The sequence below is a fragment of the Bacteroidota bacterium genome (genome assembly GCA_016721765.1).
In the GTDB taxonomy this organism is placed as follows: Bacteria; Bacteroidota; Bacteroidia; order UBA4408; family UBA4408; genus UBA4408.
In genome coordinates, this window is record JADKHO010000004.1 from 369,688 (window position 1) to 395,940 (window position 26,253).

Consider the following 26,253-nt stretch of genomic DNA (forward strand, 5'->3'; position numbering starts at 1 on the left):
TTAAATCCTCAGTATGTTTGCATGCAAACATACTAAATTGACCTTGTATTGAAAGAAGAAATATTAAGCATCTGGGATTTAATACTTCCGCCAATTTACATTCTGATTATATTTATCATAGGTCACCTTGTTCAAATTAAGTATGTTAAAACGAATGAGGTTTATAAGTATTTGAAAATTGGTTTATTGGCAAAAATTGCAGGTGCCATTGCCATGAGTTTAATTTACACCCTTTACTATACCGGTGGTGATACCACTGAATATTTCAAGGGAAGTGTTTCAATGGTGAAGCTCTTTTTTAAAAACCACGAAACTTTTTTTTCGATAATGGCCGACAATTTAACGAAAGAAAATCGTTCGGAATTTGATTCGGAAACGGGATGGCCATTTTATTATAAAGAACATGCATCCTTTACCGTTACTCGGCTCACAACTATCATTCAATTCCTTTCTTTTCAAAGTTATTTGGTGACCTCAATTATACTTGGAGCGGTTTCTTACCTTGGAACATGGCGGCTTTATATCCTCTTTTGTGAAATTTATCCAAGCTTATACAAGCAATTCCGTATTTCAATTTTGCTGGTTCCATCCGTTTTATTCTGGGGATCGGGTGTGTTAAAAGATACTTATACACTCATGGCCGCAAGTTGGTTTACTTATAGCTTCTACCGAGTTTTTGTGGTTCCGAAAAAAGTTACCATAAATGTAATAATGATGATTTTTATGGCCTATCTCCTAATTAAAATTAAGCCTTACATATTTATCGCGTTAATGCCGGGAGCCTTACTTTGGTTGAGTGTTGAAAGAGTTAAACGTATTAATAATTGGCTTTTAAAGATTTTGGCAGGACCTCTATTGATTGTGTTTCTTTCGGTCATGGGGTACTTTCTATTGAATACCTTAAGTTCCGGATTCGGTCAATATTCCTCCACACAGGGAATTCTTCAAAAAGCCCAAAACACGCAAGTGGATTTAAAACAAGGTTATTACGGGGGAAACTCCTTTGACATCGGTGATTTTGATGCTTCCATTACCGGAGCACTCGAAAAACTGCCGGCAGCTATTGTCGCGGGATTGTTCCGCCCATTTTTATGGGAATCAAAAAACTTTGTCATGGTTATAGCCGCACTCGAAAATTCGGTACTCATGTTTTTATCGATTTTTCTTTTGTTCAAATTGGGTATATATCGCTTTTACAAGGTTATTGCGCATGAGCCCATTCTGTTTTTCTCGATTATTTTTTCCTTGTTTTTTGCCTTTTCAATAGGCTTAACAACATCCAATTTTGGAGCAATGGTACGGTATAAAATTCCTGCCATTCCTTTTTATCTCTCAAGTCTAATTATCATAAACGATTTTTATATTAAAAAACGTGATGAAGAGAATGCAGCACTCGCAGAAATTAAATTAAAAAGCGGAATCAAAGCTTAATAAAGCACCTCAATTATGAATTACTGGCTAATAAAATCAGAACCCTTTAAATATCCTTGGAAAAAATTACTTAAGGATAAAAGCACGATGTGGGATGGAGTGCGTAATTATGCAGCCCGCAATAATTTACGAAGCATGAAAAAAGGTGATTTGGCTTTTTTTTACCACAGCAATGAAGGGCTCGAAATTGTTGGCATTGCTAAAGTTAAGAAAGAGTCGTATCAAGACCCGTCAACCGTTGACCCAAATTGGTTGGCGGTCGATTTTGAACCTTTTAAATCGCTAAAAAAACCAATCTCCTTGGCTCAAATTAAAGCCGATAAAAATTTACAGGAAATGCAATTGTTAAAATTGTCTCGACTTTCTGTTCAATCGGTTAAGAAAGAAGAGTTTGACTATATCCTAAAACTCTCTGAAAGCAAGTAAGATTTAACATTTTGCGCTTTCATATTTTACTATCTTTGCCCGCTATAAAAAATTTTTATGTGGAAAAATAAACCCCTTTTTCTTCTAGTTCTTGCCGTTACTCTTTCTTTTTCTGTCCAAACTGTGTTTGCTCAATCTGCTAACATTCGTGGATTTGTGTATGAAAAAGGTACCGGTGAACCTGTTATTTTTACGAATGTATATTTGTTGGGAACCAGTATTGGCGCAACAACGGATGTAAATGGTTACTTTTCAATTACAAAAGTACCGCCAGGAAACTTTACGCTTACTGTTACTTACATTGGATGCGACACCTTAAAGCTACCGGTGGAAGTAAAAGGAAACGAAATCATTACTAAAAAACTTTTTCTTGCAAAATCGTCGGTAAGATTGCGGGATGTAGTTATATCTGCTGAAAAGCAAGAAGCGGTTTCCCAAGTAAGAACTTCGGTTACTAAAATTACTGCCAAAGAAATTAAACAGCTTCCATCGGTTGGTGGTGAGCCGGATTTAGCGCAGTATTTGCAGGTAATTCCCGGTGTAATTTTTACCGGTGATCAAGGAGGGCAATTGTATATACGCGGGGGTTCACCTATTCAAAACAAAGTATTGATGGACGGAATGATTGTATATAATCCGTTTCACTCTATCGGTTTATTTTCTGTTTTTGATGCAGATATAATTCGTAATGCAGATGTTTACACCGGAGGATTTGGAGCGCAATACGGCGGTAGAGTATCTTCAATTATGGACATCACCACCCGTGATGGAAATAAAAAACGCATCTCCGGAAAAGTTTCAGCTACCACCTTTGGAGCAAAAGCATTACTTGAAGGACCAATTGTAAAGCAAACTGAAAATGGTGGAAGTTCTTCCTATATCGTTTCTATAAAGAATTCATACCTAAATCAGACTTCTAAGTCGCTTTATTCTTATATAGATAGTAATGGCCTTCCCTACCGTTTTACCGATTTATACGGAAAGGTTTCCATTAATGGAAGCAATGGAAGTAAGTTTAATGTATTTGGATTTAATTTTAATGACAATGTAAATTACCGTCAAGTAAGCGATTTGCATTGGAGTGAATCAGGTGCAGGCAGTAATTTTGTGTTGATTCCAAACAATTCTTCGGTATTGGTGAAAGGAAATTTTGCTTATTCAAAATATGGCATTTCGCTTTCTGAAGCGGATGGTCAACCGCGCCAAAGCGATATTAATGGATTTAACCTTGGGCTCGATTTTACTTATTACCGAGGCAAAAATGAGTTGAATTATGGCGTTGAAATATTAGGATACAAAACCAATTTTATCTTCTTTAATTCCTTAAACCGTAAGCTCGAACAGGCTGATAATACTACCGAAATTGGAGGTTTTATACGTTCAAAAGTAGTTCTTGGTAAATTATTAATTGAGCCTAGTGTGCGTTTGCATTATTACGCTTCATTACGTGTGTTTTCGCCCGAACCCCGTTTAGGAATGAAACTTAATGTTGCCGATAATTTTCGCATCAAATTCGCGGGTGGAATCTATAGTCAAAATTTAATGAGCGCTTCCTCCGACCGTGATGTGGTGAATTTGTTTTATGGATTCTTATCCAGTCCTGATAATTTACAATCGGATTTTACACAACAAAATGGGAAAACTAAATCCGTTAAAAACAGTCTACAACGGGCCAATCATGCGATACTCGGATTCGAAGGAGACTTAAATAAGAGCACCACTTTAAATATTGAAGGGTACTACAAATATTTCGGACAGCTTACCAATATTAATAAAAACAAAATTTTTGATGACGATGCCGCAAATAGTGGCAGACCGGATTTGCAGAAAAAGGATTTTATAGTAGAATCAGGCGATGCAAAAGGAGTGGATATTTCATTGAAATATGAACACAAACGAATCTATTTATGGGCAGTTTACTCTCTTACTTTTGTAAATCGTTGGGATGGTATTTATGCTTATCAACCCCATTTTGATAGAAGACACAATGTAAATTTAGTGGGTACCTACACATTTGGTAAAGGTTTGCATTGGGAGTTAGATGCACGATGGAATATGGGTTCCGGATTTCCGTTTTACAAAACAACCGGTTTTTATGAAAAACTCAATTTTCAAGACGGTGTAAATACTGATTATACTACCGAAAATGGCGATTTATCCTTTTTACTTGAACCTACAAACACAGGTCGTTTACCTTATTATCACCGACTGGATGTAACCGTAAAACGTAAATTTGAAATTAGCGAGAATGCAACGTTGGAAGCAAATGCCGGAGTGACGAATTTATACAATCGAAAAAATATTTTTTATCAAGACCGTATTACGAACCAGCGTGTGAATCAATTGCCTTTTTTACCGAGTTTGGGATTGAACCTCGTTTTTTAAATTGCATTTTTATACAAGGATTCTGTTAATTTGATTAATTTCGCGGGCTCTAATTTTATAACCTCAACCCATTGCAGAGCTTAACTCTTCCAGACAATACCATTATTGAAGCGCGGAAAAATAATTTGCGCTATATTATTTCTGGGGGACCGGGTTTTGGAAAAACCTCCATCATTCACGAACTTGAAAACCGCAATTTCAAGAGCATACATGAAATTTCTAGAAGCATCATCAAAGACCAACTTGAAAAAGGCGGGACAATTTTGCCTTGGAAGGATTTAGCTGCATTTAGCGGACTTGTTTTTGAACAACGTTTGCAGCAACACAGCCAATTGCTGGATGAAAACATTCACTTTTATGATCGTGGTATTGTGGATGTGTTGGCGTATTTAATTAAGGATAATTTACCCATACCACCCAACTATATTAAAGCTGCACAAGTAAACCATTACAATCAATTGGTATTTTTAACTCCACCTTGGAAAGAAATTTATTTGATAGACAATGAGCGCAAGGAGGATTTTTCAAATGCCGAACAAATTCACAATTTAATTGAAAGCACCTACCAACAATTGGGATATCAAACCCTAAACATCCCAATGATGGAAGTAAACAAACGAGTTGATTTTATACTCAACACAATTAATCAGCACAATCAAAAATGAGTACAACTAATGAACATGTAAAATGCCTGATAATAGGATCAGGACCTGCAGGATACACAGCTGCTATTTACGCAGCAAGAGCAGATATGAAACCTGTGATGTATGAGGGACTTCAGCCGGGTGGGCAATTAACTATTACCACTGAAGTTGAAAATTATCCGGGCTATCCCAAAGGAACTCAAGGTCCGGAAATGATGGCCGACTTTAAAGCCCAAGCCATGCGCTTTGGTACAGATATCAGATGGGGATTGGCAACTTCTGTTGATTTTTCAGTACATCCCCATCAAGTGGTGATTGATGAAAAAACAACGATCACTGCCGATGCAGTCATTATTGCTACAGGAGCATCAGCCAAATGGCTGGGATTGGATTCCGAAAAAAAATACAATGGCTTTGGTGTAAGCGCATGTGCAGTGTGTGATGGATTCTTTTTTAAAAACCAAGATGTGGCTATTGTTGGCGCCGGCGATACTGCCGCTGAGGAAGCTACTTATTTGGCAAAGTTGTGTAAAAAAGTATACATGATTGTTAGAAGAGATGAAATGCGCGCCAGTAAAGCAATGCAACATCGAGTATTAAATACTGCCAACATAGAAGTACTCTACAATCATGAAACCGAAGAAATTATTGGCGACAATGCAGTGACAGGTGCTATTGTTGTAAATGCAAAAACCAAGGAAAAACGGACACTTGACGTAACCGGCTTTTTTGTTGCTATTGGACATGAGCCCAATACTGCCATCTTTAAGCAATTTATTGACATGGATGAAACCGGCTACATCAAAACGATTCCGGGTTCCAGCAAAACAAATATAGATGGTGTTTTTGCAGCAGGCGATGCACAAGATAAAATTTATCGCCAAGCGGTAACAGCTGCAGGAAGTGGCTGCATGGCTGCATTAGATGCCGAACGCTATTTGTCGGCAAAAGGGATACATTGATATTAAGCAAAAATTTAGAAGCCTCGGTACCAATGCCGGGGCTTTTTTATGCCACAAAGTACATATCTATTTCTCCCTTATTCTTTGCAGCAATTTTTCCACGATGCGTGCAGTTAAACATATCCTTGACTAAGGCATAAGTAGTTCCACTGATGTTCACTTTACCCACTTCTCCGCTGCTTTCCATGCGGCTTGCAGTGTTAACCGTATCGCCCCAAATATCGTAAGCGAATTTTTTCAAGCCAACTATTCCTGCAACCACCGAACCGGTGTGCACACCAATTCGAATTTCGAAATAAGGTAAACCCTTTGCAATCTTTAATGCTTTGCCTTCTTCAATAAATTGTCGAATTTCGAGTGCTGCGTTAACCACATCCTGCGCGTGTGTTGTATTAGGTGTGGGAATCCCTCCTGCGGCCATGTAGGCATCACCAATGGTTTTTATTTTTTCGATGCCATGTTTTTCAATAATTTTATCAAACGCTGAAAAACATTCATGAATATCTTTCACCAATTCCTTCGGGCTCAACTTTTCCGACATAGTTGTAAATCCCTTAAAATCGGTAAATAAAACAGTAACCTCGTCTATAAGCTTTGCTTCTGCAGAGCCTTTAGCTTTGAGTTCCTCTGCCACTTCTTCGGGAAGTATGTTCAACAATAATTCATCGCTCAATTTTTTTCCGGCTTTAATTTTATTGCGTTGACGGTATACCACAACTAAAAAAACCATTGTTCCAATAAGCCCTGCCAATATTGAGTTTCGGATGTTCCGGTTGCGGATGTCCCTCTTTTCCTGTTCTGCTTTCGCTGCAGCTTCCTTTTTATCAAAATCATACTGCATAGCCGATTGCGTAATTTTTTTGTCTCTTTCGATATTAAAAACGGAATCGTTTAACTGTTTAAATTTTTGTTGTGCGGCATATGCATTCTTATAATCTCCACGTAAGTGCAGTATTTCACTAAGATGGTTATATGCATTCGAAAGCGACTCCAAATCGCCTACCTGATCTACCAAAACGATTGCACTATCAATATATTTTTTTGCAGTTTCGAGGGCTTTAGCTGAGGTCAAATTAAAAGGTATGGTAGGATTGGAACTACTATCCTTTGCTATCCCTAAATAAATTTCTCCGGCAGCTATAAAGCCAAGCCCTTTTTCATACTCATAGTTATTTAATTTGGAAATAGTTAATGCCGAAAAAATATAATCGCTTGCTTTAGAATAATCCCCTTTTCTTAAATACAAGGAAGAAAGATTTGCCAAATTACGCTCAATCCCTGTGCTGTCGCCCAACTCAGTATATTGTTTTAATGATTCCAAAAAATAGGGAAGCGCTTTATCCAACTGACCCAATTGTGCATGTATGTCGCCAATGTTGCCTACAATTAGTGCTATGCCATTTCTTTTATCAATTGCCTTGTATATAATCAGCGCGCGTTTTGAATAATCTAAGGCTTTTAAAAAATCGGATTGTGTGTAATAAACATTTGAAATATTATTCAGACAATTGGCCTGTCCATTTTTATTTCCATTTTTCTCAAATAAGGTTAATGCATTTAAAAAGGATTCAAGCGCTTTGGGGTAATTGGATAGTGGAAGGTAGGCATTGCCGATGTTTGTATATACTGTGGCTATACCCTCCACATCACCTTTTTCTTGCTCCAGCTTAAGCGCTTCATTAAGAAAGCGCAAAGCAGACGAATAGTTGGCGGCAAATAAATTGGTATTTCCCAATAGATAATAGGCTTGAGAAATGCGGTTTCTATCGTTTAATTTTTGGGCAAGTTGCAAGCCTTGCGTTCCAAAATCAATAGACTTATCAAAATCTAATCTTCGAAATGTTGTGGAGAGGGTAAAAAAAAGGTCCACCTTATTGCTATCTTCCTTTGCTTTTGATAAGCTGTTGAGCAGGGAATCAACTTTAGCTTGTCGACTATCCTTTTGGGCGAAAGAGGCTGTAGTAAAAATCAAGCCAACAAACAGCAGTAAGAAGTATGATTTCTTCATAGCATTTTTTCTTAACGGTTACCAAAATTAGAAGAAAAATTAAATCTGAACAGCTAAACCTCTCAAAACAAAACAACTACATGAGGCATCCTACAACTTAGCAATAGCTGCTTGATTTGATTGGGAATGTGATCTTTGCAATGAATTAATTACTAATAAATTCTGTGTCTCCCCTTCAGCAGGAATAAGCTGAAATAGTAAAGTAAAAAATACCAGCAGATACTTGGTTAATAGGTAGTTTATAAAATCAAATATAGAAATTAATGGGGCACTGAAAGTAGCGCCAAATTTTAATTTGAATACAACACAAAAAATGGAAATAATCCTTTTACCCATCGAGCAATTTATATCTTTACTCTTCAAAAATTTATCATGAATACCGAACTCATCATACAATTTGTGCAAGCCATCAATACTCAAAACTTCACAGAAATGGCCGAATTACTGACCGCAGACCATACTTTTTGTTATGCTGAAAAGGATGCAGTAAACGGAATCCCCAATAGTATTGCTGCATGGAAAGTTTTATTTGAGGAATGTCCGGATTATAAATTCGATATTGAAAACCAAGTTCATCACAGCAACACTATTGGAGTTTTTGGTATCGCTAGCGGTACAATTAAAAATTTAAATTCAAATCTTGTCAATTCCTTATGGAGCGCTTCAGTGGCCTGGAAAATAATCACGGAAAATGAAAAAATTAAATTTTGTCAGGTTTATACCAATACTAAAAATAAATCCGAATTATCAGATTACGTTTCAAGCAATGCCAATAACTATGTGGTAAATGGTTTTGGAGGTGTGTTCTTTAAAAGCAAAAATCCCAAAGCGCTAACAGCGTGGTACGATACCCATTTGGGTACCGCTTTTGGAAGCAATACCTATCATACTTTTAAGTGGCGAGAGCGTGAAAATCCTACTAAAATTGGCAGTACAGCTTTTAGCATTTTTACAGCAAAGTCGACTTACTTTGCACCCAGTAAAAAACCCTTTATGTTCAATTTTAGAGTGCAAAATTTGGATGCATTTTTAGATAAATTAATTGCAGATGGTGTGAAAGTAGATACTAAAAGAGACTATACCGAATACGGTAATTTTGGTTGGATATATGATTTGGAAGAAAATAAAATCGAAATTTGGGAAGCAGTAGATGAAGTATTGGAAGCTTATGATTCAAAATAATTTTGGCTTTAATGGATTCAACAAAAAAGTTAAAAATCTGCAGTAAGGGTCACCGTTATTCCAAAAGCAGCAATTGCCCTACTTGCCCTATTTGTGAAGCCAATCGAAAACCATTAAGTGGATTTCAAACAGCGCTCTCAGCCCCCGCCAGAAGGGCACTCGAGCATGCAAAAATAAGTACACTTAAACAATTGGCTACCTGCACTGAAAGTACTATTAAGAACCTCCATGGAATGGGTCCATCGGCAATGATTAAATTAAGAGAGGCTTTAAAACAAGCCGGATTAAGCTTTAAGAAATAATTCATAATAATTCCCAAGAAAAGGCATAACCCTGCGAATGTTTGCCGGTCGTAAAAATAGGCTTACACTTTTTTATTAGCTTTGCCGCGCTCACTAAACTCATGCTTTGAACCGAACGCTTGTTTTTTTTATTTCACTTCTCCCCTTGTTGGCGCAGGCGCAAACCCGTATTGAATTGCTCAATGCAAATTCATTGGAATACGACGAAAAAAAAGGAAATGCAAAACGCTTACTGGGCAATGTTTCATTTAAGCACGACAATGCAATTATGTATTGCGACAGTGCCTACTTGTATCCCGATAATGCACTTGATGCTTATGGGAATGTGCACATTCAACAAGGTGATACCCTTAATTTGTATGGGCAATTTTTAAAATACAATGGCAATACCAAAAAAGCGGAACTAACGCGAGAGGTACGTTTAATAGACAAGGATATTACCCTCACCTCCAATTTTTTGAATTATGATTTAAACGCTGATTTGGCAAACTATACCGGTAATGGTAAGATTGTAAATAAGGAAAATACCTTAACCAGTGAAAGCGGATATTACTATGCCAAAAGCAAGGATTTTTATTTTAAGAAAAATGTGGTCTTGGTTAATCCACAGTATACAGTTTATTGTGATACCTTGAAATACAATACCCTTTCTGAAATAGCCTATTTTCTTTCTCCCACTCAAATCATCAGTAAAGAAAACACCATTTACTGCGAAAACGGTTGGTACGACACCAAGAAGAACATTGCTCAGTTTAATAAGAATGCTCGACTTAGCAATCCAAAACAGCAAATCAAAGGGGATAGTTTGTATTATAACCGTAACACCGGTTATGGAAAGGCATTGCGCAACATCGAAATACGCGACACTTCTGAAAATATAATTATAACAGGAAATTTGGGTGAGTACTTTGAAAGTGAAGACAATTCAATCGTTACAGGCAAAGCATTGCTGATTCAGATTTATGATAAAGATTCACTTTTTTTACATGCCGATTTGCTGCGTGCTACAACAGATAGTGCGCTGGCATTGGCCGCCAGTGGTAAGAAGCCGGAGATCAAGGAAAAAAAGAAGAAAGAAAAAAGCAATCTCAAATCGGACAATACCGTTGCAAAAAAAGAAGAATCGAAGCGGGTTTTGCTGGCTTATCATAAGGTAAAATTTTTCAAAACCGATATGCAGGGAAAATGCGATTCTTTAGTTTTTACTTACAAAGATTCAACCATGCGCATGTTTAAAGATCCTGTTTTATGGTCCGATAAAAACCAACTCACCAGCGACAGTATTCACATTCACACCTATGATGGCAAATTAAAAAGCTTGGATATGAGGAACAACGCATTTATGGTGTCTCAGGAAGATTCGTTGCGCTTCAACCAAATTCGCGGAAAGAACATGAAGGGCATATTTGGCGACAATCAGTTGCGCAGGATTAATGTTTTAGGGAATGGCCAAACGATTTATTATGCCAAAGACAAAGAGGCTATGATTGGTGTTAACAAAACCGATTGCAGCAGCATGATAATACTTATAAAAGAAAATAAAGTAGATCGAATTACCTTCATAACAAAACCGGATGCCACAATGTATCCTATCCAAGAATTAAGTCCAAAAGATTTGCTGTTGCGCGATTTTCATTGGTGGGGTGCCATGCGTCCGATTAGTAGGTACGCCATTTTCGAATAAAACCCGTCTTCAACTCTGCAAGTTCAGCATAATTTTTATTTTCCTAATTAAACAGGTAATAGGAATTTAGTATATATTTAAAATTAATTTTAGCTTAGCATCCACCCGTAAGGAATTTCTTTAACTTAACTTAAACATTCGCAGTAAATGGTTGAATCCGCTCGCAAACGCTACAATGCCTCTTTTAGTGAAGAAAAATATCAGGCATTTTTAAACGATTTAAATACTTCCTACAACTATACTATTCCCTTTAGGATAGCCGAAACGCCTGTATTTGTTCCCAAAGCATTAAAGCACAAGCTTATTAAGGCATGCGACAGCATGATTGATTTTATTTGTAGAGATGATTTTAAAAGCCTTACCGATAAAGCAGTTCCTGCTCATTTAAATGTTCCCGGAGAAGATGCGCATACACTTTGTTTGGCTATAGATTTTGCAGTATGCAAAGATGAGAAAGGCGAATTAACTCCTCAACTCATCGAGCTACAAGGCTTTCCCAGCTTATATGGCTACGAAGAATTTGTATCTAAAAAATACCGTCAGCATTTTGATATTCCCGATAATTTTTCTCCCTATTTTGGAGGATTAACTTCTGAAACTTACCTTGAAATACTTCGAGAAGCCTTTGTAGGAGCACATAAACCTGAAAATGTTATTTTGCTGGAAGTAGAACCGGAGAAACAAAATACGGCCATTGATTTTATGTGCACTGAAGACAAATTGGGAATCAAGGCAGTGTGTTTAACCAAAATAATTAAGGAAGGCCGCAAACTTTTTTATTTGAGAGAAGGTGTAAAAACCCCTATTCACCGCATTTACAACCGCATTATTTTTGATGAGTTAGTGCAACGTACCGATTTAACCTACTATTTTAAAATGACTGATGAGGTGGATGTTGAATGGGCAGGACATCCCAATTGGTTTTTTAGAATCAGCAAATACATCATGCCTTTTTTAAAAAGTGAATTTGTACCGGAGTGTACCTTTTTACACGAATTAAAAGTAATTCCGAACGACCTCGAAAATTATGTTTTGAAACCGCTTTTTTCTTTCTCCGGATCGGGTGTAATTTTTAATGTAAAAAAAGAAGACATTGAAAAAGTGACCGATAAAGAAAATTTCATTTTGCAACGTAAAGTCCAATACGAACCTACTATTGAATCGCCTGATGGCAAAGTAAAATCTGAGATTCGTATGCTGTATATTTGGAAAAAAAATGATGCCCGTCCTACCCTTGTAATTAACTTGGCTCGACTCAGTAAGGGAGAAATGATTGGTGTAAAATATAACATGAATAAAACCTGGGTGGGTGGCTCAGTGAACTTTTTCGAGCAAGACTAAAACACTTTTCAACAAAAGTCTAAATCCGTTTTTAGCTAAGCGCTTTTAATTTATATTTGCAGGACTGTTTAGGCAGTTCAATTTTCAAAATTTTTATTGTTTAATGGATAATTTCATTGTATCGGCCCGTAAGTATCGTCCAGCTACCTTTCACACGGTAGTAGGGCAAATGCACATTACGAGTACCTTACAAAATGCCATTAAAAATAAGCATTTAGCTCAAGCATTTTTATTTTGCGGTCCACGGGGTGTTGGGAAAACTACTTGCGCACGTATTTTAGCGAAAACCATCAACTGCTTTAAACCAACCGCTGCAACCGAAGCTTGCGACCAATGTGAAAGCTGTGTATCTTTTAACAACGGGCAGTCGATGAATGTGCATGAGTTAGATGCTGCCTCCAACAACTCAGTTGACGACATTCGTAGTTTGGTGGATCAGGTTCGATTTGCTCCTCAATTAGGTCAATATAAAGTGTATATCATTGATGAGGTGCACATGTTGAGTACAGCTGCATTCAATGCGTTTTTAAAAACCTTGGAAGAGCCACCAGCGCATGCTATTTTTATTTTAGCCACAACCGAAAAGCACAAGATAATTCCAACTATTTTATCACGGTGCCAGATTTTTGATTTTAATCGAATTCAAATTGATGACATTGCTAAACACCTTGCTTTTATTGCCCAAAGCGAAAACATTAGTGCTGAAATGGATGGCTTACATATTATTGCGCAAAAGGCTGATGGTGCTTTGCGTGATGCGCTAAGTATGTTTGATCAAATTGTAAGTTTTGCAGGAAATTCAATTACCTATAAAGCTGTAATTGACAACCTCAATATATTGGATTATGATTATTATTTTAAAGTAACTGATTTTATTTTAGAAGAAAATATTTCTGAATGTTTATTGCTTTTTAATGAAGTACTCAATAATGGTTTTGATGGCCATAATTTTATAAATGGACTTGCAGAACACTATCGTAATTTATTGGTAAGTCAGGATAACACTACGTTACAGCTACTTGAAGTAGGAAATAACATTCGCGAAAAATACAAAGAGCAAAGTAAAAAATGTAGCCTCCATTTTTTAATAAATGGTTTGAATACACTGAATACTGCCGACTACAAATACAAGGTAAGCAAAAACCAACGCCTGCTTGTTGAGCTTAGTTTGATGCAGATGTGTACCGTTCAATTATTAAAAAACAGCCAAGTGGCTGAAAAAAAAAATGACAGTATAGAACAAAGTTCAGTTCCTAAACTTGCATCGCCTGCCATTTCTCCGCTTCCTATAAATGCATCAAGTGTATCTGAACCAAAACCGGAAAATCTTGCTATACCTGCTCAAAATATAGAAGTTAAACCAAAGCAAGCACCTGCAATTCCAAGCTTCTCCATCAACAGTTTTACAAAAGCTAAACCGGAGGAAGCAAGTAAAACAGGATCAGAAACAGTTGTAAGCGTAAAGTCCGAAAGCCCGAAAGCTGAATTCACCCAAGAGCAATTAGAACTGAGTTGGAAAAAGTTTGCCGATAAAATGAATGCACTCGGTAAGCTTAATTTTTACAGTACACTCACTTCCCATAAGCCTCAGAAAAAAGATAACTTTCAGCTTGAATTCACGCTCGACAATAAGGTACAAGAAGAGGAAGTGAACCGCGAGAAGCTTGAATTACTTGGGCATTTGCGCAGGGAACTGAACAATATGGAAATTCAGTTGAGCACTACGATCAATAAAAATGAATCCGAAAAACGGCCTTATACCAATGTGGAAAAATTCAAGCACATGTTGGCTATTAATCCTGCCATCGAAACACTTAGGAAACAGTTAGATTTAGAAGTTTAAATTAAGCGCTTATATTTTGCATCAGTGCATCGTAACTGATATCAAAATGAGCATCCACAAAAGTGCATTTCCCATTTTCAATTACTAAGAGTTGAGGGGATTCATGCTCAATATTATAACGATCAGCAATTTCATTAGAAATTTTCCTAAAGGCAAGTAAATCTAAAAAATAAGGTTTAACAAGGCTAGTATCGCTTTCACTCCACTTCCGTTCAATTCGGTTTAATGCGGCGGTACTTATACTGCATCTGGTGCTGTGTTTAAAAATAAATACTTTTTCATTTTTAGATACTTCATCTAGGGCAACCAAATGTTCAGGTTGCGTGAGTTCATTCCATTTCATAAATAGTAAAAATCAGATACGTATTCCAATAACCAAAATGTCGTCTACTTGTTCATTGGGTCCGCGCCATTTTTCTACAAAATTTTCAAGTTCTTTTCGCTGGTCCTTCATGGGATGGCTTTTAACCGTCACCAAAAAGTCTTTAAACCGTTTAGTAGTGAGCTTTTTGTTTTTATCACCGCCAAACTGATCGGCATATCCATCCGAAAATAAATACACACAATCCCCCTTTTCCAAATCAATAGTATGTTCTTCAAATTCCTGGTTGCTTTTGGTAAAGCCACCAATAGCACTCTTGGTAGCCTTCACTTCAATAATACTAAACGAATTCTTTTTAATAATCCACAACGGTCGGTTGGCGCCTGAATAAGCTAGTTGGTTGCCGCGCAATCGAATTAAGCCAATATCAATCCCATCGCCGGTGGCTTCCTCGTTGGTTTGTTTAAGTGTTTCCTTCACTCCATTATTTAAGGCTTTTAAAATTAAACCCGGTGTGCTAAATTGAGCATTGGCTATTTTTGATTCTTTAAATCCAACCAAACTCATAAATGCGCCGGGAACACCATGTCCGGTGCAATCTGCAGCAGCAATAAAAACATCGTTATTAGCGGTATTAAAATAATAAAAATCACCGCTTACAATATCCTTGGGTTTGTATAAAATAAAAAAGTCGCTTAGGTTCTTCTCAATTTCATGCATATCCGGAAGTATAGCAGCTTGTATACGTTTGGAATAATTGATACTGTCTAATACTTCATGATTCTTTTCTTCAATAATGCGCTTTTGCGCTGATATTTCCACTTTTTGTGATTCGAGCAAAACATTTGCTGCGAGCTTGCTGCGGTAGTTACGATACACAATAAATAAGGCCACAATAATAAAACCAATCATGGCCACAATCATGATGTTTAATACCTTTTGAAGATTTAGCTCCTTTATAACAGTGAGGTATTTGGTGTTCAGTTTTTCTAACTCGGCTTGCAAATTTTCATACTCCTTCTTTTTATTGTTTACTACATTCTCACGCAATCCGTATTCTTGTTTTGTTAAATCAATTTTTACCTCCTGCAGTTTTATTTTTTCTTCAGTGGTAAGTGTTTCAGACTTTAATTGTTGATCCAATTTTTGTTTTTGATTAAGCACTTGATCCATTTGGGAGTTAATCTCTACCTCCTTTTTTTTGATATCAGCTTCGCGTTTTAAAAATTCTGCTTGAGAAGCAGATGCATTTTTTTGAGCTTCCTTCTTTTCGGCTCTGCTACTCTTACGTGAAGCCGCTGTGCTAGAAGCAGAAGGTTCTTGAGTACTTGCAACAGGTTCGGTTACGGTTACCACCGGAACTTCCACTGAACCGGTTTCTTCCTCCAAATCAAAATCATCCATATTGTCATCCGTAATGCGAATTGTTTTCTTAGCCAATCCAACAAAACCTCCGGTGAGCTTAAGTCCGGCATTTAAGAGATTCTCCTTATTTATTTCAAAGTTCAGTTTCTTATTTCCTTCAATAAACGCAAGCATGGTGCGATTCATGTCAAGGTTATTATCGGTAATTAAAAGTGTATGTCCTTTCAAATCAGAAAGTGCGAAGTTTTTGAATTTGGCATGGTCAACAAATAATACTTCGGTTTGAGTTACCTCTGCAATACTTCTAAAAACGATTACTGAAATAAGAAACTTTCCTTCTCGCTTGCGATTTGTGATGCGCTTTAACTCATTCACCACATTATCGTTTGCTCCCAAAATACCAATTCTGAAATCAGTTAATTCCTTAGGATTCTTCCATTCAATGGTATGGGCAAATTTGAAAATTAAACTGGCCTTCACCTTTGAGTCGCGGTCGACGGCCCCATGTACACGAAAAAGTGTAAGAATAAAAATACCGCATAAGGCAATCCAATTTGTTGGTTTCATAAGTAAATAAAGTCAAGCATCACAGCTTCATTAATTTTATCTTTTGGTTCAGTAAAGGTGATTCAACATGCAAAAGATAAATTCCGGATTTCATTAATGCATATTCTGTATTGAACCTACTTTCCAATTCTTCCAAATTCGATTCAATAAATAATACTTCACGCCCGCTTAAGTCATACAAACGTAATTTTAGTAAATCGGTTTCAACTAAATTTTGAAAAGCAAAATATACAAATCCATTACTTGGATTAGGGTATACTTTAAGTGCCGCAACTTCTTCTATTGGACTTTCCTGTTCAAAATTAAAATTCAAACTTTTGAGGTTGCCTGGTGCTGTTCTGGTATTCACAATTGCTGGCGAAACGTAGCTCACATTTACCCAAACACGCTGCGCAGCGGTAGTAGTATTTGCGTGTTTTACCTTTATCGTTAGCCAACCATCCGCGCCGGGAGTATAGTTTCCGGTAAGTGGTAAAGCAGCAGAAGATGTCCCACTTATCTGAGAAACAAGCGTTCCACTGGAGTTATATAAACTAATATTTTGAGCAGTGCCATTTACTTCCGGAAAAACTTTATAGGTAACCGTTTGGTTAGCCGCAGCATAAATTCTACCTGCTGTGCGCTGTGCGGCACTATTGGCAGGCAATCGGCCACCTTGTTTCAGCGAATTAATATGACTATCACCCAAATCATCCGCCATTTCCCATTCTTGTGTTGTAATTGGAGTGCGTGAGGGAGAATAAGATGCGAGATAATTATAGATGTCGTTTATGCTGCTAAAATTCATCCCGTTTGGTACAGGCGCCCAAATGGAATAACCATGTCCTTTAGCTGATGAGATGTTATGTCCTGCAGGTGCTGTTTTAATTAGCACTCTTCCATCTGCATAAACGTGTGTAGTTGTCAATCCGTGAGCGCCGCTGTAATCTATTAAATCGGTATTATACCAACTGGCATCGCCAACAGACACCCAAACTTCTTCATCGTTCGAATTATCAACTGCTGAAGCATATCGGTCAGTAACTCCAATTATTGCTTTTCCTTTTCTTTCAAAAACAATATGATCCCCGGTTCCGCCTTTTGCATAGTAAGGAGCTTGAGCCCCTGTTAAAGCTGTGGGTACGGCATAATCTCCATTTTTAAATTGCAATTTTTGATGTGCTTCAATAATATTTACAATATCTTCTCGCACCGGCAAATCAGACACACTACTCGGAAGGTGCGAAAAACGCTTGCCTGTAGTACCAATATCAAAAACATCCTCGAAAAAAACAATTGGATTTCCATCCATAGAAAAAATTGTAGCGTAAGCAGCATAAAAGCGAGGTTCCCGTGGATCTATGTGCCCACCATTTCCGCCCAATTCACTCCCTACATTCCAACCACTTGCATCTCCTAATGGTTTTGAATAATTGCCGGATGCATCCAATACTGGTCGATAGGTATCATGACTATTAACAAACGGAACAGTGCGATGCACCCGTTGAGCAGCATAATCGTAATAGCGCTTTAGCTGTTGCTCACCCGGTAAGTTTTGCATGTTATAATTGCCTTGCCCTAACACCATGCTATATAATCCGCCATTGGGGCCATAACCTCTCAGGCTAAAATCGAAAGTGCCTGTGTGCTCTTCATTACCACTTCGAACGCTGGTTACATAGTTATCAATTTCAGTTTTTCCTCCAACATACTCGCCAACATTAAACATGGCTTCTCCGCCTTGCGCAAATCCGGGTAGCATATATTTAGTATTGTAAATTAAATCCTCTTGCGCATAAGTAGGAAAGTGCTTCACAGCATCCCATCGCCAGCCATCTACTCCTGTTTGCTTTTTCATCCACATGAGCCAGTTGCGCGCATTATCACGCATATAATTACTTACTTGAGCAGGATTAACGTAACTGCGACTTACGGTTCCAACGGTAACCGACCCTGTTTTAGGTATATTGCTGCTTTGTCCGGTTGCTGTTGATTCATAAGAAATATCAGGACCGAAAAAATTAGAACAAATATCTCCGGTACTGCAGTTATTATTTTTATTGGGATAAAAGTTCGTGTAATTTTTAGGCCATCTACCATTTCGTGTCCAATAGTCATTTTGACTTTCATTTATAGATGGCCTGGTATAGGAAACATATCTAAAATTTTTATAGCCCCCTTCATTCTTCATGGAATAATTGGCTTCCGGATCCTTACCGCCGGCACCGCTGGTTGTTCCTGCATTGTTGTTGTGATTCAATACTACATCCTCAATAACTTCAATTCCATTTGCATGCATCACCGCAATTAAACGAAGGAGTTCATCCTTATTTCCCATGCGGGTTTTCAAGGAACCTTTCTGGTACTTATCGCCCAAATCATATTGATCAAAAGGTGCATAACCCACATAACCGGGTGACGTATTTTTATAAGCTGGTGGAATCCAGATTGCGTCCACTCCCATTGCTTTTAAGCGAGGTGCCAATTCGGTTAAATAATTACTCCAACCATTGGGGTAATTTGAATTCCAATAGTCCCACCAAAATCCTTGAAAAACAACTTTTTTGACTTTAGTTGTTTGGGCTTCGCTTGCAAAACTTATTAGGAAGAAACATAACAGTAAGAGTAAACTTTTTTTCATTCGAATTAATTTTATGTAAATGCAATGGCTTATGTCAATTCAAATGTATAAATTTTTATTGATTGGAATATTTATTGGTTTGACCACTAGTTTTCAATACTTTCGCCTTCAAAAGCCAACGATAAAATTTATGAGAATACACGTAAAACTACTCACTATCCTATTGCTTTGCGGCACACTGGTAACTTCTTGCAAAAGCACTAAAACGAGTAATGCACCTGCTTCATCAGTGTCAACAGCAGCTGCTCAAACAGTTATTGAAGCTCCAAAGGATGTTCCCAAAGTATACTCCTATCAAACTTTTAAAAATGACCCGCTAAATGCCAGAGTTTATACACTCGATAATGGCTTTAAAGTGTATATGACAGTCTATAAAGATGCTCCACGCATCCAAACCTACATCGCCACAAAAGCAGGAAGCAAAAATGACCCTGCCGATGCTACCGGTTTGGCGCATTACCTTGAACACATGTTATTTAAAGGCACAGATAAGTATGGTACGCTTGATTTTGCAAAAGAAAAGCCTGAGTTAGATAAAATAGAAGTGTTATATGAACTATATCGGAATACAAAAGACGATAAAACCCGAAATGCTGTCTATCACCAAATTGATAGTATTAGCGGGGTGGCGGCGAAATTTTCTATTGCAAATGAATACGATAAAATGATTTCAGCGCTGGGTTCTAAAGGTAATAATGCATTCACCAGTTTTGAACAAACCGTTTATGTAAATGATATTCCTAGCAATCAACTCGAGAACTGGCTTTCGCTGGAGTCGGAACGATTCCGCCATCCGGTGCTGCGCATTTTCCATACCGAATTGGAAGCGGTGTATGAAGAAAAAAATAGAAGTCTTGATTCAGATGATAATAAACTATTTGAAGCGATGTTTTCGAACCTTTTTAAAAAGCACACTTACGGAAGTCAAACTACCATTGGTACAATTGAGCATTTAAAAAATCCATCCCTTTTAAAAATTAAAGATTATTACAATACGTATTATGTGCCCAACAACATGGCGCTTATTTTATCCGGTGATTTTAACCCGGACGAAGCAATTAAAATGATTGATTCCAAGTTTGGTTCTTTGCCTTATAAAGCAGTGCCGGCATATAAGGTGGCTGTGGAAGAGCCAATCGCTGAACCACGAATTGTGCAAGTTTTGGGGCCTGATGCCGAATCACTAGCTATTGGATATCGATTTGGAGGTGTAGAAACTTCTGATGCAGATATGGTAAAGTTTCTAAGTAAAATCATTTACAACGGTACTGCCGGATTATTTGATTTATACTTAAACCAACAGCAAAAGGTGCTTGAGGCGTATTCGTTTCCTTACTTATTAAATGATTATTCTACTTTAATATTAGGAGCTTCTCCAAAAGAAGGCCAAACACTGGAACAAACCAAAACCTTAATGTTAGAACAAATTGAGCGACTTAAAAAAGCTGATTTTCCCGATTGGATTTTAGCTGCAATTGTGACTGATTTAAAAGTGGCACTGACTAAATCGTATGGCGCAAACAGAGGAAGGGCCGATGATTTGCTTGATGCATTTACCGCGAATATTGATTACCAAAGAAAAGTTGATGAAATAGGACGATTTGAAAAAATTACAAAACAACAGCTTGTAGAATTCGCGAATAAGAACCTTCAAAATAATTATGTGTTGGTATACAAGCATACCGGAGAAGATACTTCCATTCAAAAAGTAGTGAAGCCCATTATTACTCCGGTAGAAGTGAACCGAAACGCACAATCCGAATTTCTTAAATCAATTGTTAATGCAAAAGTACCTGCAATTGAACCCGTATTTTTAGATTATAAAAAAGACATTCAGGAAGTAAACTTGAAAAATAATATTCCGCTCTTCTATAAGAAAAACACTGAGAACAACACGTTCAGTATGTATTACATTCTTGATATGGGTACCAATAACGATAAAAAAGCTGGTATTGCTATCGACTATTTAAATTACCTCGGGACCTCTAAATTAAGCCCTTCTGAGGTTCAAGAAGCGTTTTATAAATTGGGTTGCCGTTTTGAAGTTTACAATTCGGAGGAGCAAATTTATGTTAGCTTGAATGGGCTCGCCGAAAATTTTGAAAAAGCTACCATTCTTTTTGAAAGCTTGCTTAGCGATGCTCAACCTAATAAAACGGCCTTATCTGAATTGATTGAAGATGCATTGAAAAAAAGAGCGGATGCAAAACTCTCTAAAGATGAAATTCTTCAACGTGCCATGCGCAATTATGCCAAGTATGGTGCAAAATCTCCCTACACGAATATCCTTTCGGAGAAAGAGCTTAGAGCTTTAAAACCTGCAGAATTAATATCCATTATTAAATCACTCACAGGCTATCAGCACCGTGTGTTGTATTTCGGTCCGGAAGCAACCGATAATTTAGTAAGCATTTTAAATGCACAACATAAAACGCCTGAACTGTTAAAGGATGTCCCTACAGCTACTGAATTTCCTGAACTTGAAACAACTGCGGATAAAATTTATGTGGTGAATTACGACATGAAACAAGCCGAAATATTATCGCTGAGTAAAGGAGAAACTTATTCCAAAAACAATGCTGCAAAAATCGCTTTATTCAACGAATATTTTGGTGGTGGAATGGGTAGCATCGTATTCCAAACCATGCGTGAATCAAAAGCTTTAGCTTATGGGGTATATGCTTCCTTTGGCAATCCAACTTATGCAAATCGTGCCCACTATGTTAGCAGCTATATTGGTACACAAGCCGATAAATTACCTGAAGCTATGGCAGGAATGGACGATTTGATGAACAACATTCCGCATTCCGAAAATCTGTTTGAAGGTTCTAAAACCGCTGTAATTCAAAAAATTAGAACCGAGCGCATTACCAAAGAAGCGGTGCTATTTAACTTTGAACGAGCCCGAAAACTAGGGCTGGATTATGATATCCGCAGCGATGTGTTTCTACAAATACCTGCTATCACTTTCGCTGATTTAGAAGCTTTTAGCAAACAACATGTGAAAGGAAAAAAATATACGCGAATGGTTTTGGGCGATAAAAAAGTGTTAGATATGAAAACATTGAACAGATACGGAAAAGTGGAGTTTCTTAATTTGAAAGATGTTTTTGGATATTAAATTTAGTATAACAGGCCAAGATTAAAGCTTGTTAAGAATTACCAATTCCTGAATTATTTCACTTTTTGGTTCCTTTTAAAAACATACTTTTGCGCTACTATTGAAAGACACAAATTTTAAAATAGAATTAACTATAAACCTTTAAAAAATGAATAAAATAAAAGTAAGCAACCCTGTAGTGGAGCTTGATGGAGATGAAATGACTCGAGTGATTTGGGCGTTTATTAAAGAAAAATTAATTCACCCGTATTTAGATTTAGATATCAAATATTATGACCTGGGCATGGAGCATCGCGATGCTACTGATGATAAAGTTACCGTGGAAGCAGCAGAAGCCATTAAAAAATACAATGTGGGAATTAAATGTGCCACCATTACGCCCGATGAAGAACGCGTAAAAGAGTTTAAATTAAAACAAATGTGGAAATCGCCCAACGGTACCATCCGCAACATTTTAGATGGAACTGTTTTCCGCGAGCCTATTGTGATGAAAAACATTCCACGATTAGTTCCGAACTGGACAGCACCAATTTGTATTGGCCGCCATGCTTTTGGTGATCAATACCGTGCTACTGATTTTGTTACCAAAGGAAAAGGAAAACTCACCATTTCCTTTACACCCGAAGATGGCAGTGCGCCTCAATCATTTGAAGTATTTAATTTTAAAGGAGATGGAGTTGCTTTGGCGATGTATAATACCGATGAGAGCATTAAAGGTTTTGCCCGCTCATGCTTTAACCAAGCCATCATGAAAAAATGGCCATTGTATCTCTCTACTAAAAATACCATCCTTAAAAAATACGATGGTCGATTTAAAGATATTTTTGAAGAAATTTATCAAACTGAATTTAAAGCTAAAATGGATGGAATGGGCCTAACTTACGAGCATCGCCTTATCGACGACATGGTTGCAAGTGCCTTAAAATGGAACGGAAATTTTGTGTGGGCCTGTAAAAATTACGATGGCGATGTGCAAAGCGATACCGTTGCGCAAGGTTTTGGGTCCCTTGGATTAATGACCTCCACCCTTGTTACTCCCGATGGAAAAACAATGGAGGCAGAAGCAGCTCATGGCACGGTTACCCGCCATTACCGCATGCATCAGCAAGGTAAACCCACCAGCACAAATCCAATCGCATCCATCTTTGCTTGGACACAAGGCTTGGCTTTTAGAGGTATGCTGGACAATAACCAAGAATTAATTAAATTCTGTAAAGCATTGGAAACCGTTTGCATCGAAACAGTTGAAAGCGGAAAAATGACGAAAGATTTAGCGGTATGTATTCATGGAAACGCTGTGAAACAAGACCAATACCTAAGCACAGAAGAATTCTTAAATGCAATCGATACCAATTTGAGAACTAAATTGGCTTAAGCTATTTCACTTAATTTTTTTTTAAACCACTTCAATTTTGAGGTGGTTTTTTTTATATTTGAAATTCTTAAACCCCTCTCTTATGAAAAGTAGCACTAAAAATATTTTAGGTATTATTTTAGGTTTAGCAATTGCAATGACCTCTTTTATGTTGTTCGAAACCATTGCTCATTTTGCCTATCCCCTTCCGGCAGATGTGGATACCGACAACGCTGAAAGCATGAAAAACCACATGGCCAATGTTCCAACAGGCGCATTTTCTCTGGTGCTTTCAGGATGGATGGTTGGGTCCTTACTGGCGGGATATTTTGCACGCATGATTTCTAAAAATAATAGCTTTCGTAACCCCTTAATTATTGGATGCATTTTAGAAGCTGCCACAATTTTTAATTTCATACTCTTGCCGCATCCAATCTGGCTGATCATCATTAGCCTATTGCTCATGATTCCTGCTGTTATGGTTGGTCATAACTTAAACAAATCGAATAATTAAGTGGGCTAAAATAAGCTTCATAATTTACTTTCGGTATTGCTTTTAGAGCCACAGTATTCTATGAAAATAATGGTTGAAAAACTTTTATCGTTTCAAGAAATAAAAAAACCGTCGTCCTTTACAGGAGACGGTTTTTTATGTTTTAGAAGGGTGGATGATGGGGCTCGAACCCACGACCCTCGGTACCACAAACCGATGCTCTAACCAACTGAGCTACAACCACCATTTTTAAAAGCGGATGCAAAGATATAATTTTATTTTTTTAATTCATGCATGAATGTATAAACGGAGACTAATTTCTTACTAGTTACTCTTAGCCAGTTATATGCAAGTTCACATTAAGCTGTCAGCTCCCCACAAAGTGAGGCGGTGAGCATTTTTTCGATTTTAGCTCGGGGCAATTTTTTTCCAAGCAAATACATCAATTTAGCAACTGCTGCTTCTGTGGTGATGTCCTTTCCGCTCACCACACCTATTTTAGCCAGTCCTTCACTGGTTTCGTATGTTCCTTGCTTAACTGTTCCTGCATTACATTGCGATACATTGTAAATAATTATTCCCTTTTTTATTGCTACGCGCAAGCAATCAATAAACCAGTCAGCACTAGGCGCATTGCCGCTTCCAAAAGTTTCGAGTACTACCGCTTTTAAATCCTTTGTGCCCAAAATAGCCTCAACGGTATTTTTACCAATACCCGGAAAAAGCTTAAGAATGGCAATATTGGTATCAAATTCAAAACTGGCTTTCATTTTTTTAGAACTGGCTTTTTGAATGCGTACGTAATTGTACTTGATAGCCACACCTGCTTCTGCAAGAATTGGGTAGTTGGGCGATTGAAAAGCATCAAAATGCTCCGAATTAAATTTATGGGTGCGGTTGCCTCGATACAATTCATATTCAAAATAAATGGCCACCTCCGGAACTATTGGTTTACCTTTTTCTTTTGCTCCGGCAATCTCAATAGCTGTTATTAAATTTTCTTTTCCGTCGGTACGAATAATTCCTATGGGCAATTGCGAACCGGTAAGAATTACGGGCTTGTTTAAGTTTTCAAGCATAAAGCTCAAGGCCGATGCGGTGAAAGCCATTGTATCAGAACCATGCAGAATCACAAACCCATCGTATAAATCATAATTCTCTTGAATAATTTTCGCCAGTTTCACCCAGGTGGCCGGCTCCATATTACTTGAATCAATTGGCGGCGTAAAGGAAATAGAAGCTAAATCAATATCAAACTTTTCCAACTCGGGCACTTGCTTTTTGATGTGAGCAAAATTAAATGGGACAAGCGAACCGGTTTTTGCGTCTTGCTTCATACCGATGGTTCCGCCGGTATAAATGAGCAATACAGAAGTTTTTTTTTGCATACGAGTAACGAATTAGTTTCCAAAAACCAGTAAAGCATTTTCGCTGGTAATTTTTGCTACCTCTTCGATAGGGCAGTTTTTTAGTTCAGCAATTTTTTGAGCTATTAACGGGATGTACCCGCTCTCATTGCGCTTACCGCGATGAGGCACAGGTGCAAGATAGGGGGAATCTGTTTCTAAAACAATTTTTTCGAGACCAATTTCTGCAACCACTTTATCTAATCCCGAATTTTTAAAAGTCACCACCCCTCCTATTCCAAGGTAAAAACCGAGTTCAATAACTTCCTGTGCTTGCTTGCTATTGCCACTAAAGCAATGAAATATCCCGCGAAGAACATTCACCTCATTGGGTACACAATACTCCTTCAAAATAGTATAAATCTCATCATACGCATCACGACAGTGAATGGATATTGGAAGATTTAATTCCATAGCCCATTCAATTTGGGTTCGAAACGCCTTTCTTTGCTGCTCCACAAAAGTTTTATCCCAATACAAATCCATTCCAATTTCGCCCACAGCGCAATAGTTGCGACTAAATAAATGCGATTTTATCAGGGCTAATTCAGATTCAACTGTTTCATTAACCGAGCAAGGATGCAATCCCATCATGGCAAAGCAATTTACAGGATAGTTTGATTCTAACTGATGCATCACCCCAATAGAGCTGGAATCGATATTGGGAAGATAAAATTTTGTAACACCATTTTCAATGGCTTGTGCAATCATTTGAGCTCTGTCGGCATCAAATTCTTGAGCATAAAGGTGGGTGTGTGTATCAATAAGTAGCATTTTACAAAAATAGGAAAAGACTC

Annotated in this window: 19 protein-coding genes and 1 tRNA gene; 13 read left to right on the forward strand and 7 right to left on the reverse strand. The window is 37.5% G+C overall.

Annotation, left to right across the window (positions count from 1 at the left end):
* Nucleotides 1-48 precede the first annotated feature (48 nt).
* From IPP32_15670 to trxB, 5 genes are all read left to right on the forward strand, one after another.
* Complete coding sequence (locus tag IPP32_15670) at nucleotides 49-1,431, forward strand: hypothetical protein (protein ID MBL0049524.1); 1,383 nt, start codon at nucleotides 49-51, stop codon at nucleotides 1,429-1,431.
* A 15-nt stretch (nucleotides 1,432-1,446) separates the two neighbouring features.
* Nucleotides 1,447-1,857: an EVE domain-containing protein gene (locus IPP32_15675; protein MBL0049525.1), complete on the forward strand. Its 411-nt coding sequence runs from the start codon at nucleotides 1,447-1,449 to the stop codon at nucleotides 1,855-1,857.
* Between the two features lie 57 nt (nucleotides 1,858-1,914).
* A complete protein-coding gene (locus IPP32_15680) occupies nucleotides 1,915-4,242 on the forward strand; it encodes a carboxypeptidase-like regulatory domain-containing protein (GenBank protein ID MBL0049526.1) in 2,328 nt (775 codons plus the stop codon).
* 71 nt (nucleotides 4,243-4,313) lie between these two features.
* Entirely contained in the window at nucleotides 4,314-4,907 is a 594-nt protein-coding gene (locus IPP32_15685; protein MBL0049527.1) for an AAA family ATPase, read from the forward strand.
* Nucleotides 4,904-5,848: a thioredoxin-disulfide reductase gene (gene trxB / locus IPP32_15690; GenBank protein MBL0049528.1), complete on the forward strand. Its 945-nt coding sequence runs from the start codon at nucleotides 4,904-4,906 to the stop codon at nucleotides 5,846-5,848. Before IPP32_15685 ends, trxB begins: the two co-directional genes overlap by 4 nt.
* Before the next feature lie 46 nt (nucleotides 5,849-5,894).
* Here the strand turns inward: trxB and IPP32_15695 are convergent, their stop codons facing one another.
* The gene (locus tag IPP32_15695) at nucleotides 5,895-7,856 is read right to left on the reverse strand and encodes a tetratricopeptide repeat protein (protein ID MBL0049529.1); all 1,962 of its coding nucleotides are present in this window, start codon (nucleotides 7,854-7,856) and stop codon (nucleotides 5,895-5,897) included.
* 780 nt (nucleotides 7,857-8,636) lie between these two features.
* On the opposite strand from IPP32_15695, the gene IPP32_15700 reads away from it, so the two are divergent.
* From IPP32_15700 to IPP32_15720, 5 genes are all read left to right on the forward strand, one after another.
* Nucleotides 8,637-9,038, forward strand: coding sequence for a VOC family protein (locus tag IPP32_15700; GenBank protein ID MBL0049530.1), 402 nt, complete (start codon nucleotides 8,637-8,639; stop codon nucleotides 9,036-9,038).
* A gap of 11 nt (nucleotides 9,039-9,049) precedes the next feature.
* On the forward strand, nucleotides 9,050-9,340 hold the full coding sequence (locus IPP32_15705) for a hypothetical protein (GenBank protein MBL0049531.1): 291 nt from the start codon (nucleotides 9,050-9,052) through the stop codon (nucleotides 9,338-9,340).
* Between the two features lie 106 nt (nucleotides 9,341-9,446).
* The gene (locus IPP32_15710) at nucleotides 9,447-11,024 is read left to right on the forward strand and encodes an organic solvent tolerance protein OstA (GenBank protein ID MBL0049532.1); all 1,578 of its coding nucleotides are present in this window, start codon (nucleotides 9,447-9,449) and stop codon (nucleotides 11,022-11,024) included.
* Between the two features lie 147 nt (nucleotides 11,025-11,171).
* Complete coding sequence (locus tag IPP32_15715; protein MBL0049533.1) at nucleotides 11,172-12,365, forward strand: hypothetical protein; 1,194 nt, start codon at nucleotides 11,172-11,174, stop codon at nucleotides 12,363-12,365.
* 103 nt (nucleotides 12,366-12,468) lie between these two features.
* On the forward strand, nucleotides 12,469-14,208 hold the full coding sequence (locus IPP32_15720) for a DNA polymerase III subunit gamma/tau (GenBank protein ID MBL0049534.1): 1,740 nt from the start codon (nucleotides 12,469-12,471) through the stop codon (nucleotides 14,206-14,208).
* Between the two features lies 1 nt (nucleotide 14,209).
* Here IPP32_15720 and ytxJ read toward each other — a convergent pair whose 3' ends face one another.
* Genes ytxJ through IPP32_15735 form a run of 3 tightly spaced genes read right to left on the reverse strand, consistent with a single transcriptional unit; the run spans nucleotide 14,210 to nucleotide 19,082 of the window.
* Nucleotides 14,210-14,551, reverse strand: coding sequence for a bacillithiol system redox-active protein YtxJ (ytxJ, locus tag IPP32_15725; GenBank protein MBL0049535.1), 342 nt, complete (start codon nucleotides 14,549-14,551; stop codon nucleotides 14,210-14,212).
* 12 nt (nucleotides 14,552-14,563) lie between these two features.
* Nucleotides 14,564-16,462, reverse strand: a complete 1,899-nt coding sequence (locus IPP32_15730; protein ID MBL0049536.1) for a DUF4154 domain-containing protein — start codon at nucleotides 16,460-16,462, stop codon at nucleotides 14,564-14,566.
* A gap of 19 nt (nucleotides 16,463-16,481) precedes the next feature.
* On the reverse strand, nucleotides 16,482-19,082 hold the full coding sequence (locus IPP32_15735; GenBank protein MBL0049537.1) for a T9SS type A sorting domain-containing protein: 2,601 nt from the start codon (nucleotides 19,080-19,082) through the stop codon (nucleotides 16,482-16,484).
* A 130-nt stretch (nucleotides 19,083-19,212) separates the two neighbouring features.
* Between IPP32_15735 and IPP32_15740 the strand changes: the two genes are divergently transcribed.
* The 3 genes from IPP32_15740 to IPP32_15750 all read left to right on the forward strand — a co-directional run bounded on the left by IPP32_15740 (nucleotide 19,213) and on the right by IPP32_15750 (nucleotide 24,071).
* Complete coding sequence (locus IPP32_15740; GenBank protein ID MBL0049538.1) at nucleotides 19,213-22,203, forward strand: insulinase family protein; 2,991 nt, start codon at nucleotides 19,213-19,215, stop codon at nucleotides 22,201-22,203.
* A gap of 148 nt (nucleotides 22,204-22,351) precedes the next feature.
* The gene (locus IPP32_15745; GenBank protein ID MBL0049539.1) at nucleotides 22,352-23,578 is read left to right on the forward strand and encodes an isocitrate dehydrogenase (NADP(+)); all 1,227 of its coding nucleotides are present in this window, start codon (nucleotides 22,352-22,354) and stop codon (nucleotides 23,576-23,578) included.
* Between the two features lie 82 nt (nucleotides 23,579-23,660).
* A complete protein-coding gene (locus tag IPP32_15750) occupies nucleotides 23,661-24,071 on the forward strand; it encodes a hypothetical protein (GenBank protein ID MBL0049540.1) in 411 nt (136 codons plus the stop codon).
* 149 nt (nucleotides 24,072-24,220) lie between these two features.
* Here IPP32_15750 and IPP32_15755 read toward each other — a convergent pair.
* The 3 genes from IPP32_15755 to IPP32_15765 all read right to left on the reverse strand — a co-directional run bounded on the left by IPP32_15755 (nucleotide 24,221) and on the right by IPP32_15765 (nucleotide 26,230).
* Nucleotides 24,221-24,294, reverse strand: a tRNA-His gene (locus IPP32_15755).
* A 115-nt stretch (nucleotides 24,295-24,409) separates the two neighbouring features.
* Nucleotides 24,410-25,438, reverse strand: coding sequence for a type I asparaginase (locus tag IPP32_15760; GenBank protein ID MBL0049541.1), 1,029 nt, complete (start codon nucleotides 25,436-25,438; stop codon nucleotides 24,410-24,412).
* 12 nt (nucleotides 25,439-25,450) lie between these two features.
* The gene (locus tag IPP32_15765) at nucleotides 25,451-26,230 is read right to left on the reverse strand and encodes a TatD family hydrolase (GenBank protein MBL0049542.1); all 780 of its coding nucleotides are present in this window, start codon (nucleotides 26,228-26,230) and stop codon (nucleotides 25,451-25,453) included.
* Nucleotides 26,231-26,253: the final 23 nt, after the last annotated feature.

What these genes read in the sequence shown, in the direction of transcription:
- IPP32_15705 (MBL0049531.1), top strand. Translation starts at nt 9,050, where the DNA reads ATGGATTCAACAAAAAAGTTAAAAATCTGCAGTAAGGGTCACCGTTAT.
- IPP32_15695 (MBL0049529.1), bottom strand. Translation starts at nt 7,856, where the DNA reads ATGAAGAAATCATACTTCTTACTGCTGTTTGTTGGCTTGATTTTTACT.
- IPP32_15680 (MBL0049526.1), top strand. Translation starts at nt 1,915, where the DNA reads ATGTGGAAAAATAAACCCCTTTTTCTTCTAGTTCTTGCCGTTACTCTT.
- IPP32_15720 (MBL0049534.1), top strand. Translation starts at nt 12,469, where the DNA reads ATGGATAATTTCATTGTATCGGCCCGTAAGTATCGTCCAGCTACCTTT.
- IPP32_15750 (MBL0049540.1), top strand. Translation starts at nt 23,661, where the DNA reads ATGAAAAGTAGCACTAAAAATATTTTAGGTATTATTTTAGGTTTAGCA.
- IPP32_15740 (MBL0049538.1), top strand. Translation starts at nt 19,213, where the DNA reads ATGAGAATACACGTAAAACTACTCACTATCCTATTGCTTTGCGGCACA.
- IPP32_15745 (MBL0049539.1), top strand. Translation starts at nt 22,352, where the DNA reads ATGAATAAAATAAAAGTAAGCAACCCTGTAGTGGAGCTTGATGGAGAT.
- IPP32_15730 (MBL0049536.1), bottom strand. Translation starts at nt 16,462, where the DNA reads ATGAAACCAACAAATTGGATTGCCTTATGCGGTATTTTTATTCTTACA.
- trxB (MBL0049528.1), top strand. Translation starts at nt 4,904, where the DNA reads ATGAGTACAACTAATGAACATGTAAAATGCCTGATAATAGGATCAGGA.
- ytxJ (MBL0049535.1), bottom strand. Translation starts at nt 14,551, where the DNA reads ATGAAATGGAATGAACTCACGCAACCTGAACATTTGGTTGCCCTAGAT.
- IPP32_15760 (MBL0049541.1), bottom strand. Translation starts at nt 25,438, where the DNA reads ATGCAAAAAAAAACTTCTGTATTGCTCATTTATACCGGCGGAACCATC.
- IPP32_15735 (MBL0049537.1), bottom strand. Translation starts at nt 19,082, where the DNA reads ATGAAAAAAAGTTTACTCTTACTGTTATGTTTCTTCCTAATAAGTTTT.
- IPP32_15715 (MBL0049533.1), top strand. Translation starts at nt 11,172, where the DNA reads ATGGTTGAATCCGCTCGCAAACGCTACAATGCCTCTTTTAGTGAAGAA.
- IPP32_15675 (MBL0049525.1), top strand. Translation starts at nt 1,447, where the DNA reads ATGAATTACTGGCTAATAAAATCAGAACCCTTTAAATATCCTTGGAAA.
- IPP32_15765 (MBL0049542.1), bottom strand. Translation starts at nt 26,230, where the DNA reads ATGCTACTTATTGATACACACACCCACCTTTATGCTCAAGAATTTGAT.